The organism is Blautia faecis (assembly GCF_020554845.1).
In the GTDB taxonomy this organism is placed as follows: domain Bacteria; phylum Bacillota; class Clostridia; order Lachnospirales; family Lachnospiraceae; genus Blautia_A; species Blautia_A faecis.
On the sequence record NZ_JAJCIA010000012.1, the window covers coordinates 1 to 12,905 of the forward strand.

Sequence of the window (12,905 nt, forward strand, 5' to 3'; positions counted from 1 at the left end):
AAAAGCCGGGGCTAATACTTCAATTATTTTAGGACATTTTCAAAAACGCTTGACATTATTTTTTGCAGAAGAAAAAGCGTAGTTCAGATCTGTTTATTGTTTATGAAGAGAACAGATATGATTTTTACAATATATAGCAAATATCAAAATTTGAGAAAATAAGAATGAAATTATGGAAGAAATAAATGCTATATCTAAAATGCAACAAATAAAAATCTTAAAATTTGAGATGAAATGGTTGCATTATATAAAGAGAGAAGTATAATATTAGGTACATAGAATAAAATATTAAAAGGTAAAAAGAGAGCCAAGGAGTTGAGAGCCATGACGAAGTTTATAAGCAACGTGAATAAATATTTATCAGAAATGAAGATTAAGCAATCTTATCTAAGCATGGTTACAGGTATAGATAAGAATAAAATGTCGCGTTTATTGACTGGTTCACAAGAAGAAAGCGGTACAGATATGGAGAAGATTGCACGTGGACTTGGGAAAAGTATTGGATTTTTTTTGAAAGAATCTATGAGCATTTCACAGGTCGGAAGTTCTTCAATGAATAAAATTGCATTTTATGCTGGAGAACCTTCCAAGAAACAAGAGCAGATCGCCAAGCAGTTAGTGGAATTAATGGAAAATATTGATGAAGTAATCAGTGCAAACAGTCGTTTTGAAAATATAGCGAGGAGTTAAGTGATGAATATAGAGCGTTTACGAAAAATCATTGCATATAGTGATAAAAATCATGACGAAATCTACTCTATGATAAAAAGATTCTGTTCATTTGCCGGGATTGAATATGATAGTGATCTTCTTAATGTTCTGCAAATTGTGCGGTCCTCTTTTCAGAAAAAAGGATTTCTGGTTTTGGAAATACCTTTTGCCGATGATGAAATAGGCGCTTTGTGTTATAAAGGTGATGGATTAGGGTATGTTGTAATTAACACCTCTTTACCTAAGGTGAATACGAATTTTGCTATAGCACATGAAATTTATCATGTTTTCTGGGGCGAAAATGAATTTGTTTCAAAGGTAGAATTTTCAGACGATCATTATTATGAACATGAGGAAGAATATGCTGCAAATCTTTTTGCTGGGATGTTATTAATGCCAGAGATAAGTTTTAGAAGAATGTATTTGAAATTTAAAGAAGAATCTGACAGTAATGAAGTAGATACAATTATCCGATTAATGGCATATTATGAAGTTCCATTTATGGCAGTTTTGATTAGATGCCTTGAATTGAGATTGATAGCTGGAAATGCAGTTACAGAAGGATTACTTAATCATGATCGTACCCAGATTAAACAAAAATTAGCTGATCTTTGGTTGGACGAGGCCATAATGGAACCATCAAAAAAAGATGATTATCTGCACGTAGAAGCTATAGTTAAGAAGTTTGGAAAAAAATATGTCGAGGATGGATATATAAATGAGCGTACATTAGATAAAGTTCTTCATAATATGCGTGAACTATACCAGAAAATAAGGAGGGAGTAAGATATGCCAACTACATATACGGAAACTCCCGATAATTTTAATGAGATAGGTACTTTTGTTGAAAAAGAGATTAATGGCATAAAGAAAATTTTCTATCTGGCTCAAAGAGTTATTTTTTATGATGCATGCTCGTTTCAAAGGCATTCTCATTTGCCGGATAAAGAGATAAAAGTATTGATGAATTATTATAAAATACATGGAACAGTGGTATTTATCACGAAATGCATTTTGATGGAGCTTGCATCAGACAGGCATAGTTTAGCAGAAGAATATATTGCATTCATTAAAAAAATGGCTGAGGCAGAAATTAAGGTTGTGATATTTAATGAAGAATATACATATGACATTCTTTCAGAATGCTTTTCTACAAATGAAAGAATAAATGAGTATTTATCCTGGGCTGTGAGAATGGTAAAATCTCCGGTTAGTACAATAACAGAAATGTTGAAAAATGACGAGAAACTTACAGCAGAAGTGCTTGAATGGAAAAATTTAAGACAGTCTGATATATATCGTAGATTTTTTGCCACAGTGAGAGAAAACAAAGAACATGCGGATAATTTAGGGGAAGAACTTATTGCGATATGTGTACATATACTGTCACATCTTCCTGGAATCGTAGATGGGAAAATATGTGTACTGACAGATGATAAAGGTGCAGCATCAAAAATTGATTCCGCAGTAAAAAGAACAAACGTACAGAACAGAGGGGCAAAGATTATATTGTTTAGTACTCCTAAAGTGGTTCAGCATATGTTTCAGGAGCAAATAGAAATATCTGAAAATGAGATGATAAATATTATATCTCAAGGAACCTCTGGAAATATAGTTGTTATGGGAACAACGGCGTATGATTTTGATATTAATGTGAGCATATCCATGCCAAGTGAAGCGTTAGTAGGGAAAATAATGGAGCCAAATGGGATTAATATTATTTTTTGAGAAAAGCTCTGGGAAATGTAATTGGTAGGCTGTGGATCCAGAATAGGATAATGCCCGTTTGGAAAAAAAGGCATAAACAGTCATATTTTCCAATGACAAATCATTTTCCGGGTAGTATATTAAAACTAATTATCGTTTTCAGGGAGGTTTTTATTATGTACATTGCTTCAAAGGAACGTTACACCACAATGGAATACAACCGTTGTGGTGACAGCGGACTTATGCTGCCGAAGGTGTCACTTGGACTATGGCATAATTTTGGAGATACGTCTAAATTTGAGAATATGAGACAGCTGTGTTTTACAGCTTTTGACAACGGAATCACACAGTTCGATCTGGCGAATAATTATGGACCGGAGCCGGGGAGTGCAGAGATTAATTTCGGCAGGATTCTGAAAGAAGACCTGGGAAAATACAGGGACGAACTGATCATTACTACCAAGGCAGGATATGAAATGTGGGATGGTCCTTATGGAAACTGGGGCAGCCGCAAGTATCTTCTGGCAAGTCTTGACCAGAGCCTGAAGCGTATGGGACTGGAATATGTGGATATTTTTTACCATCATAGAATGGATCCGGAGACCCCTCTGGAAGAGACCATGGGAGCGCTGGCCAGTGCAGTGCAGAGCGGAAAAGCCCTGTATGTGGGACTTTCTAATTACGATGGAAAAACACTTTCACAGGCGGCGTCGATTTTGCAGGAAATGTATTGTCCTTTTGTGATTAATCAGAACCGTTATTCTATTTTTGACAGAACTGTGGAGAAAAATGGACTAAAAAAGACCACTGGAATTCTGAAAAAAGGTCTGATCACCTTCAGTCCTCTTGCGCAGGGACAGCTTACAGATCGCTACCTTAATGGTATTCCGGAAGACAGCCGTATCCGTACAGATGGCAGATTTTTGAAGGAAAGCAATCTGACGCCAGAGCGTTTGCAGCAGATCCGGGAGCTGAATGATATGGCTGCAGAGCGTGGCGAGAAGCTTTCGGAGATGGCTCTTGGCTGGTTGCTTGCACAGCAGGAGGTGACCAGTGTACTCATTGGAGCATCACGACCACAGCAGATTCTTGATAACATAAAAGCAATCCACTGTGCACCATTTACGGAGGAAGAGCTTGTGAGAATTGATGAAATTGCGGCTGAAAATACAGCCAGTACATCGTTTCGTAAATAACGATACCAATATGCAGACAAGTCAATATGGTGGTTACTTAATATTCGATGTATTAGATAACAAGCATGAAATCCCAGATATATCCAGAAGCCTGACAGTTATGAACAGTATTACAAAGAAGCAGATAGGGCTTTTTACGAGACGAAGAAAAACAATTATATTTTGCATAAGGAGAGGGACAGAAAATGATAATTCGAAAGGGAACACAGGCTGACCTTGTGTCAGTGGAACAGCTTTACAATGACATTCATACGGCAGAAGAAACAGGTCATCAGACCATTGGCTGGATCCGTGGTGTGTATCCTACAAGAGCTACGGCACAGGCCGCATTAGATGCCAAGGACTTGTTTGTTCTGGAGGATGCAGGTAAGCTCCTGGGAGCGGCCAGAATCAATAAAGCGCAGGTGGATTCTTATGCAGAAGGCGATTGGGAATTCGCAGCCAGGGATGAGGAGGTTTGCGTCTTCACACTCTGGTAGTTTCCCCCTCCGCTTCTGGAAAAGGCTATGGAAAGAAGTTGGTAAAGTTCTATGAGGATTACGTTTTAAGCCACGGCTGTCCGGAACTTCGGATGGATACTAGAGCGTGTTTGAAAAATCATTCCCGCAATCTGCACGCCTCACTTTGCGGTATATTTTGCCCGAATTCGGTTGTCGTAGCCCGCTACGACGCCCTCATCAGGACAAAATCTCCCACAAATTGTGACGCACATCTTGCAGAAAGCCTTTTTCAAACACGCTCTAACGCAAGAAATGCCGCTGCAAGAGGGCTGTATAAAAAGCTTGGATATAAGGGAATCGGGATTGTGCCTACAGAATTTAACGGGATACCGGATGTGCAGCTGGTATTGTTGGAGAAGCACTTGTAATAGTTGAAATTCCCTTTTAGGAAAAAAGAAAAGAGAGCAGGCGAGTTTGTAGAGATACAGATTTGTCTGCTTTTTTTATATAGAGTTCCATCCCCCCGGGGGGCTTGCGGAAGAAAACTGGTTTTGATAATATTTTAACATTGGAGTTTAATGCGGAGGATTTGAAATTGGATAAATTACTGGATGAAATAGAGAGTTATTGGAGCACCCGGACGGAAGGGTATTCTGAGGTGAATGAAAAAGAATTGAAGGGAATGCAGAAAAAGGCATGGCTGGAGACTCTGGAACGCGGATTTTTTGGAAAAAGGTCTGGGAAAAATGAGGATTCAGAAAACAATTCTGTGGAAAAAGAAGTTTTAGAAGAAGAATTTTCTGAAAAACAACATACAGACAAATATAAGGACCACCTGAGAATTCTGGATATCGGTACTGGCCCAGGCTTTTTCCCTATGATCCTTGCGGAAGCAGGATATCATGTAACAGCCATAGATTACACTCCGGGAATGTTGGAAAAGGCTGCAGAAAATGCAGCGAAATTTATCGGAGAAAAGAGCCGGAATATTGAATTTAAAAGAATGGATGCCCAGGCATTGGAGTTTGAAGATGAGAGCTTTGACGTGATCATTTCCAGAAACCTGACCTGGAATCTGCCCCATCCGGAAATGGCTTATAAAGAGTGGCTTCGGGTTCTGAAAAAAGGTGGAAAGCTTTTGAATTTTGATGCCAACTGGTATGGATATCTCTATGATGATAAGAAGCGTGAGGCTTACGAGAACGACCGCAAAAATGTGGAAAAAGGAAGCCTGGATGACCATTATCTGTGCACAGATATTGACCGAATGGAGAAAATTGCGCTGCAGGTTCCGTTGTCGGAGACCAAGCGTCCGGGATGGGATGTGAAGGTACTGGAAGCGCTTGGAGCAGCGCAGATTCAGGTGAATGAGGACATCTGGCAGCAGGTATGGAGCGAGGAAGAGAAGCTGAATTATGGATCTACACCCATGTTTATGGTGGAGGCTGTAAAATAGAAAAAGATATTATCAGTGATATACAGAAATTTGTACGAATTTAAAGATAAGTAAAGCGGTGTTGGTTGTAAGAATGAAGTATTAGAGTATTTAAAAAATAGGATAAGTTTTTATTGAATCGTAAGGAAAATTATTTGTAAAGATATTATTGGAAAAGGTAGAAAATAATGAGTGAAATAATAAATATAGGTGGCTTAAGTGCGGCACCAGGGCAGCGTGTCCATGGTTTTATTTCCATTGGAAATGGAGAATTTTCTCTTCCCGCAACAATTGTCAGGGGCGAAAAACCAGGTAAAACAGCTCTCATTACAGCTGGTATCCACGCTGGTGAATATGTGGGAATACAGAGTGCAGTAGAGCTTGGAAGAGACCTGAAAATTGAGAAAATGACAGGAACGGTAATTATTGTAAAGGTAGTGGCGAAAGAAGAATTTGAAAATCGGCACGGTTCTCTTTGCAGGGCGACAGGTGAGAATCTGAACCGCCTTTTTCCAGGAAAAAAAGAAGGTACTACATACGAAAAACTGGCGTATGCAGTAGTTGAAGAGTTACAGAAGGTGGCAGATTTTTATATTGATCTTCACAGTGGTGATGACTATGAGAAGCTGACTCCCTATGTGTATTATGCAGGTAAAGCAGCCCCGGAAGTGATGAAAATTTCCCGTCAGATGGCAGAACAGGTGGATGTTCCTTACATGGTAAAATCGGAGGTATCATCGGGTGGAAGCTATAATTATGCAGCATCCTGCGGCATCCCTTCCGTGCTTCTGGAACGGGGCGGAATGGGAGCCTGGGAGACAGAGGAAGTGCGTTCTATGAAGCGTGATGTACGCAGTATTTTACGGTTCCTCGGTATTTATGACGGACATAGAAGTATGCGGAAATATTATCCATTAAACGTAACGGATGTGCAGTATCAATCCGCCTCTTATACGGGACTCTGGTATCCCCAGAAGAAGGCAGGAGACCTGTTTACAGAAGGAGAAATTCTTGGCTATGTAAAGGATTACGAGGATAATATTCTGGAAACCTGTACCTCCTATGGGGACGGAGTAATCCTGTATCAGACTGGTTCCCTACAGGTGATTAAGGATGGTCCGATGGTAGCTTATGGCCGGATCAGTTATGAGGAAGACGACCGAAAAGAGAAGATTGCGGCCTACTGGACCAAGCGAAGCGACAGCTTTCTGGAGCAGAGAAGGGCAGAGTTACATAGTCCGCTGGCAAAGAGATGGCTGGAAGAAATTGAGAAATACCTACCTAAAAAGGCATTAAGTCCTGAAAAAAAAATTGAGGATGAAAGCAAGGAAAGAAAAGATGCAGTTGCAAAAATTAAGGAAAAAGAGACTGGTAATGGTAAACTTAAAATCCTGGATGTGGGCTGTGGAACCGGTTTCTTTACAATCCTTCTTGCAAAACAGGGACACCAGGTAACAGGCACCGACCTTACTCCGGATATGATCACAAACTCCCGGATCCTTGCCAAAGAAGAGCAGGTAACATGCGACTTCCAGGTGATGGATGCGGAGCATTTAACTTTCCAGGACGAGAGCTTCGACGTAGTCATTTCTCGAAACCTGACCTGGACCTTACCAGAAGCAGCCCAGGCTTACAAAGAGTGGTCCAGAGTATTAAAACCAGGCGGACTTCTCCTGAATTTTGATGCCAACTACGGCGCCACAAACTTCGCCGAAACCTCCGATCTCCCGGAAAACCATGCCCACAACCAGCTTGGAAATTCCCTGATGCAGGAATGCGAAGACATCAAACGCCAGCTTCCAATCAGCTCCTACCTCCGCCCCGCCTGGGATGTGGAAGAGCTTGGGAAAAATGATATGGAACAGATTTCCATTGACCTTGGACTTAGCAAAAGGGTATATAAAGAAAGAGATGAATTTTATAATCCGACGCCGATGTTTGCTATTGCGGCGAGAAAACAGAGCAATTCATAAAATTTTAAATAATATAAACGAAAATGTGCTTGAAAAATATTATTCAGGCACATTTTTTATGCTCTTTATGGAAGAACGGAAACATATTAAATTTCAGAAATAAGGGGATTGGGAAAAATTTTAATGGCATGTCCCTTTTTTGCCCCATGCCATGAGTTATACTATGGGACAGAAGCAAAAGTGAAGGAGCTATAGGAGGAATACTTATGTTAGCGTATAGAATTGAGGGAATTATTGGGGAGAGTCTGTGCAAAGATGAGAATGATAGAAATGCTGTTGCGGAGATGAAACATAAGTATGCAAATAGAAGTGAGGTATTTAACAACAGATTTGGTAAAAATGCGTATATATTTATTGCAGATACTTCAGAAGGAAGTATTACGTTGGGAGCGTTTGTGACGGATTTGCAGAAAATATCGGCTATTGTAGATTCCTATGCTCAGCATATGGGAATACAAATGACAGATATTGTCATATCAGAAGTAACATTAAAGAAATTATACGGACTTCTAAGTAAGGCTGAAAGTCAGAATTTTATCCAGGATACAAATGAAATTCTGGAGGAATTTGGGCTTGATGAGATTGTGGGGGATTATGTCCGGTATTTGGAATATAAAGAATATATTGTAAAGAAGGGCACTGCCAATCTGCTGCGATGCAATGAGGCTAAATATTGGATGAGTGATACCTTCCATTTGGAATTACAGAGAATATTTGCAGGAAGCGGCCATGAATCGGCATTGGGACATCCTGTTCACTATATCATTGAAACTGATGATGAGAGTACTAGGCGAATTATGCAGATTTATCTGCTGCGAAGCCTGTATACTCAAATGAGAATTAGAAGTGGGAGATTTAGTTGTATTGAAGTTGAAACAAGCCGAACTTTAAATGATGGGACATATGAATTGTTGTATAAAGCTTCTTTCGGTGGAAGTGTTGTGGTGAAGGTTCTTATGGAGGATAGTGAGGAAACAGACTATGCTACAGAGTTAAATGAGCAGATACAGCTTATTTGTAAAATGCTTAAAAAATATCGTAATCAGGTACTGACGATTATCTGCCTGCCAAGAGAATGCCAGCGGTTGAAGGAACTGTTCTATGAAGAATTGTCAAATGTATCTATTGTGGAATTAAAGGAGAAATTTGTGAAAGAAAAAGAGGCTGAACGGTTTCTTGAGAATCTGGCAGAAGAAAAGCAAATATCTGCTGATGCAAAGCTTGCCAATAAGATACAGGAAGGAAAAGGATACTTGGTACCAGAGCTTAGAGGAATTTTTGATTCCTGGTATGACCAGAAGCTGAAAACAGAGATTTATCCTCAGTACCAAGATGTTTTAACTATAAAGGCAGAGGAAATAAAGGCGATACCGAAAGGCACTGCCTATGAAAGATTGCAGAAAATGGTGGGAATTACCCAAATTAAAGCGGTAATAGAGAAAGCTCTTAATTATAATAAACTTCAGAAGATATATAGAGAAAAAGGAATAAAAACAGGACGTCCTGTTATGCATATGGTATTTACCGGAAATCCAGGAACTGCGAAAACTACAGTGGCAAGGCTGCTGGCTCAGATTATGCAGGATAACGGTTTACTTTCCAGAGGACATCTGGTGGAAGTTGGAAGATCTGATCTGGTGGGAAAATATGTAGGATGGACAGCAAAATGTGTAAAAGAAAAATTTAAAGAAGCGAAAGGTGGTGTATTATTTATTGATGAAGCTTATTCGCTTCTGGATAATCGGGCAGGTTCCTATGGAGATGAAGCAATCAATACAATTGTACAGGAGATGGAGAATCATCGAGAGGAACTGGTGGTTATATTTGCTGGATATCCTGAAAAAATGGAAGAATTTATTCAGAAAAATCCAGGACTCAGATCAAGAATAGCATTTCATGTTTCGTTTCCTGATTATAATGAATTGGAGCTTTGTCAGATTGCACAGCTTATGGGAAAAGAAAAGGGAATCGAGTTTACTCAGGAAGCTATGGGAAAACTACGGACTGTATTTAGATATATGGGAAAGAAAGATGACTTCGGAAATGGGCGATATGTACGAAGCATGCTGGAGCAGGCGCAGATGAATCAGGCGGAAAGGTTATTAAAAAAAGATATTTCTACTATTACGGATACGGAACTCTTTACAATAACGGCAGAAGATATTGAAATCCCCCTTATGGAAAGGGAAGAAAGAAGAGTGATTGGCTTTGCGTGTTAATGAGATAAGGCTTGCTTTCGCTCTGGGCGATAATTATAATTTAACTAATAATAGAGCTTACTGAAGGCATGCTCTGGAGCTGATTGGAGGAGAAAAATGGGTACAGCATATTCCAAGAAATTATTAGTTCTTTATATTCTGGATATTTTGCAGAAGTATACAGATGAAGAACACAGGCTAAGCCAAAAGGAGATACTGGAAATTCTGCGCAAAGAATATGAAATGATAGTTGATCGGAAAACTGTGCGAAGAAATCTTCTGAATCTGATGGAGTATGACTGTGAGATTGAGTGCAGGGAAGTGCTCAGGAAAAAAACTGATAGAAGTGATTCTTCTTATTTAGGAGAATGTGAAGAGGAAGAAGCGATTTGGACAGATTTCTATCTGAAACATAAATTTACAGATGAAGAACTGAGATTGCTGATTGATAGTGTGCTATTTTCCAGGCACATACCGTACCGTCAGGTAAAGGATCTGGTTGAGAAGCTGGAATCTTTATCAAATGTATATTTCAAATCCCAGTCCCAGTACATTTATCCTCCTTCTGAGAACCGCACAGATAATAAGCAGCTGTTCTATAATATTGGTGTATTGGATGAGGCTATTCGTAAGAATCAGAAAGTTTCTTTTGAATATGTGGAATATCACACAGATAAGAAACTTTATTCCAGAAAGAGAGAGGATGGAACGATTAGAATATATATTGTAAATCCATATCAGATGGCAGCACAGCAAGGCAAATATTATTTGATCTGCAACTATGATAAGTATGACGATATTTCCAATTATCGCATTGACAGAATCCGAAATATTCAGCTTTTGGATGAGAAATGTAAGCCCTTCGAATCCCTGACACAGTCAGGACATCAGCGTTTGAATCTTGCAGACTATATGAAAGAACATATCTATATGTATTCAGGCGAGAATTCGTTTGTAAAATTCCGAATTGCGAGGGTAATGCTTTCTGATGTGATCGATATGTTTGGAAAAGAAGTTGTCTTTTCTGACGAAACAGACACTCATGTGTCAGTAAGTGTAAAAGTAAATGAACGCGCTGCTGAGCAATTCGCCAAAAGCTACGGCCCGGATGTGATTATTCTTCAACCAGAACGATTGAGGGAGAAGATGAAGAACGATATGAAAAGATTGTGGGAAGCGTATAGGGATATGCAGGAAAGCCGGGAAGCTTGATGGATATTTATAAATTTGTAGTTTCAAATTCTATTCGAAATTATTTGAAAAGAATAAATTATAAGTTCAGTACGCAGGAAGCAGCATTTTTGGTTTGGTATTGTGAAACAGCAACTTTAGAAGAAAAATTTGGGGCATGGGAAGAAATTATTAATACTATGCCGAATTGCTCTATGCAGGAACGAATTGACATGGAGGCTATCCCAGATTTCCATAAATTTCTAATAGATTATATAAAGTTGCAAAAAAAGTTGTTGAATAAGTTTAAGACAGCAGAAAAAAGTATATATTCTTGCGAAATGTATCAAAGAAAATATACTGGTATTCATTATGAGCATAAAGTATTTAATCAGTATGATGAATGCGTTGCTTATGGTATAAAAGAATTTGATTCTGAATTGTGTGATAGAGCTGTTATTACCAAACACAAATGGGGGTGCAAAGAAGGGGAACGGCAAGACGAAAAATGCTATATTAACTCTTCTGGAGCTGTGTTGAGTATGGATTGTATGGTTAAAAATGATCAGGAGAGAAAGATAAATGCTGCATTTGATGGAATGTGGTTTGATTTTCCAACACCGTTTCATGCTGGAGATATAGTGTGCTCTCATTATAAACAGGCAGAACCATATGTACTGACTGGAATTTGTACATGGAATGCGAGCAGAATAAAACAAGAGTTGCCCAAGACAGAGTATACGGAAAGATATCTTTCAATGCGTGGGGAAATTCAGAAAAGAATTTATAAAGATGGAGATACAAGTGATATGGAGTGCCGTGGTTATGGTATTTCAATGGATGAATGCGTGGGGATATCTGTATGGAAAGAAATTCTGCCAATGCGTAGTTATTTAGAATTGGAGTATTATAGTTTGTCTCTAAGCGGAACAAACGATGTATTGGCATTGATAAGTGGGACTCTAAGAGGAGAATATAATATAGAATTCTTGCTTAATGCATACAGTATGCTTATATTTAAAAATAGCTTCGAAAAGAAATTGATGGAGCTTCAAACGAACTTTGGGAAAGATCAGGTGGCAGATATAGGAATATTTAAATAAGAGCATTTTTATATCTGCGATACATAGGAAGGGGAAAATAGAATATGGAAATAAAAAAGTTGGATGAAGATAAGTGTAAGAATTTGAAAGATTTATTTATTGAGTGGCATGAAAGACACGAAGAAGATGTTAATGAATTACGTATAGAAGTAAATAAATTAAAAGAAAGAGAATATAGTTGTCCTTCACCAAGAAAACTTACTAAGCTTTTAAAGGAGTTTGGGATTCCTGGATGTTTTTCTGAATGGTTTATAAAAGATGTTGATATGGGGAATGTTCCTAAAGCAGAGAATTGGGAATATGTTTTGAAAAATGCTTTTAATCTAGATGGTGGAAAGAAAAATTTTGAACCTGAACCCGGAGATTATCAAAATATTTTCCTTTTTAAGGAAGCAAATGATTCAGATAAAATAAGTTCAAATAGTAAAGATAGCTATCCATGTTTTGCAAGTGAGTTGGAAAAGGGAAATGTAAATCCATGGATTTATGAATGGAAAGATAAAACTTTTAAAAGCGGAATTCCGCGTAAATTACCTAAAGCGCTTTCTAAATATTTGACTGGAACAACTCAGGATGAGATACATAATAATTTTTTGAAATATGCTGCTTATATGAATATAAATAAACGAGGTGGGGAAAGTCGTACAGATGAACGGACTTTATTGAATTATGCATATTATTATAGAAATTATATCTTGAAAGAAATTGAATTGCTTGGAGGTGAGCAGAAACATATTAAAGTTTTTGTGTGTGGTAGCAGATATTATTTCGAAAATCTAATTAAAAATCTTGGGCTTGGGTTCAATGCCAAAGACATACAGCATGCGAAGTATTGTTTCATTAATATTACACACCCTTCGGCAAGAATAGGGGCTGATAAATTGTTTGAAGAAATGAACATGGAGGAAGTATTTGGTGCAAGATTAAAAAAAGAAAATCCCGTTTGTGTGGATAAATTTGTTTACTATTAAA

The 12,905-nt window shown here is 38.3% G+C and carries 11 protein-coding genes and 1 pseudogene; all 12 read left to right on the forward strand.

What is annotated here, in order from left to right; all coding sequences use genetic code 11:
• The first annotated feature begins 324 nt into the window (after positions 1-324).
• Positions 325-690, forward strand: a complete 366-nt coding sequence (locus LIZ66_RS07675) for a helix-turn-helix domain-containing protein (protein WP_173718179.1) — start codon at positions 325-327, stop codon at positions 688-690.
• 3 nt (positions 691-693) lie between these two features.
• The gene (locus LIZ66_RS07680; protein ID WP_195409079.1) at positions 694-1,497 is read left to right on the forward strand and encodes an ImmA/IrrE family metallo-endopeptidase; all 804 of its coding nucleotides are present in this window, start codon (positions 694-696) and stop codon (positions 1,495-1,497) included.
• Between the two features lie 3 nt (positions 1,498-1,500).
• Entirely contained in the window at positions 1,501-2,439 is a 939-nt protein-coding gene (locus LIZ66_RS07685; protein WP_227200704.1) for a hypothetical protein, read from the forward strand.
• A gap of 155 nt (positions 2,440-2,594) precedes the next feature.
• On the forward strand, positions 2,595-3,614 hold the full coding sequence (locus tag LIZ66_RS07690; protein ID WP_118578153.1) for an aldo/keto reductase: 1,020 nt from the start codon (positions 2,595-2,597) through the stop codon (positions 3,612-3,614).
• Positions 3,615-3,799: 185 nt separating this feature from the next.
• Positions 3,800-4,093 (forward strand): hypothetical protein, encoded by a 294-nt coding sequence (locus LIZ66_RS07695; protein ID WP_226838175.1) that lies wholly within the window; start codon positions 3,800-3,802, stop codon positions 4,091-4,093.
• A 38-nt stretch (positions 4,094-4,131) separates the two neighbouring features.
• Positions 4,132-4,302: pseudogene (locus LIZ66_RS20335) on the forward strand (DUF6783 domain-containing protein); the annotation flags it as partial.
• A gap of 347 nt (positions 4,303-4,649) precedes the next feature.
• Positions 4,650-5,510 (forward strand): class I SAM-dependent methyltransferase, encoded by an 861-nt coding sequence (locus LIZ66_RS07705; RefSeq protein ID WP_207748559.1) that lies wholly within the window; start codon positions 4,650-4,652, stop codon positions 5,508-5,510.
• Between the two features lie 167 nt (positions 5,511-5,677).
• Entirely contained in the window at positions 5,678-7,462 is a 1,785-nt protein-coding gene (locus LIZ66_RS07710) for a methyltransferase domain-containing protein (protein ID WP_204452674.1), read from the forward strand.
• 206 nt (positions 7,463-7,668) lie between these two features.
• A complete protein-coding gene (locus LIZ66_RS07715; RefSeq protein WP_204452676.1) occupies positions 7,669-9,681 on the forward strand; it encodes an AAA family ATPase in 2,013 nt (670 codons plus the stop codon).
• 96 nt (positions 9,682-9,777) lie between these two features.
• Positions 9,778-10,872 (forward strand): helix-turn-helix transcriptional regulator, encoded by a 1,095-nt coding sequence (locus tag LIZ66_RS07720; RefSeq protein ID WP_226836547.1) that lies wholly within the window; start codon positions 9,778-9,780, stop codon positions 10,870-10,872.
• Entirely contained in the window at positions 10,872-11,933 is a 1,062-nt protein-coding gene (locus LIZ66_RS07725; protein WP_226836546.1) for a hypothetical protein, read from the forward strand. Before LIZ66_RS07720 ends, LIZ66_RS07725 begins: the two co-directional genes overlap by 1 nt.
• 44 nt (positions 11,934-11,977) lie before the next feature.
• Entirely contained in the window at positions 11,978-12,904 is a 927-nt protein-coding gene (locus tag LIZ66_RS07730; protein ID WP_226836545.1) for a hypothetical protein, read from the forward strand.
• Position 12,905 lies beyond the last annotated feature (1 nt).

What these genes read in the sequence shown, in the direction of transcription:
- LIZ66_RS07675 (WP_173718179.1), top strand. Translation starts at nt 325, where the DNA reads ATGACGAAGTTTATAAGCAACGTGAATAAATATTTATCAGAAATGAAG.
- LIZ66_RS07680 (WP_195409079.1), top strand. Translation starts at nt 694, where the DNA reads ATGAATATAGAGCGTTTACGAAAAATCATTGCATATAGTGATAAAAAT.
- LIZ66_RS07685 (WP_227200704.1), top strand. Translation starts at nt 1,501, where the DNA reads ATGCCAACTACATATACGGAAACTCCCGATAATTTTAATGAGATAGGT.
- LIZ66_RS07690 (WP_118578153.1), top strand. Translation starts at nt 2,595, where the DNA reads ATGTACATTGCTTCAAAGGAACGTTACACCACAATGGAATACAACCGT.
- LIZ66_RS07695 (WP_226838175.1), top strand. Translation starts at nt 3,800, where the DNA reads ATGATAATTCGAAAGGGAACACAGGCTGACCTTGTGTCAGTGGAACAG.
- LIZ66_RS07710 (WP_204452674.1), top strand. Translation starts at nt 5,678, where the DNA reads ATGAGTGAAATAATAAATATAGGTGGCTTAAGTGCGGCACCAGGGCAG.
- LIZ66_RS07715 (WP_204452676.1), top strand. Translation starts at nt 7,669, where the DNA reads ATGTTAGCGTATAGAATTGAGGGAATTATTGGGGAGAGTCTGTGCAAA.
- LIZ66_RS07720 (WP_226836547.1), top strand. Translation starts at nt 9,778, where the DNA reads ATGGGTACAGCATATTCCAAGAAATTATTAGTTCTTTATATTCTGGAT.
- LIZ66_RS07725 (WP_226836546.1), top strand. Translation starts at nt 10,872, where the DNA reads ATGGATATTTATAAATTTGTAGTTTCAAATTCTATTCGAAATTATTTG.
- LIZ66_RS07730 (WP_226836545.1), top strand. Translation starts at nt 11,978, where the DNA reads ATGGAAATAAAAAAGTTGGATGAAGATAAGTGTAAGAATTTGAAAGAT.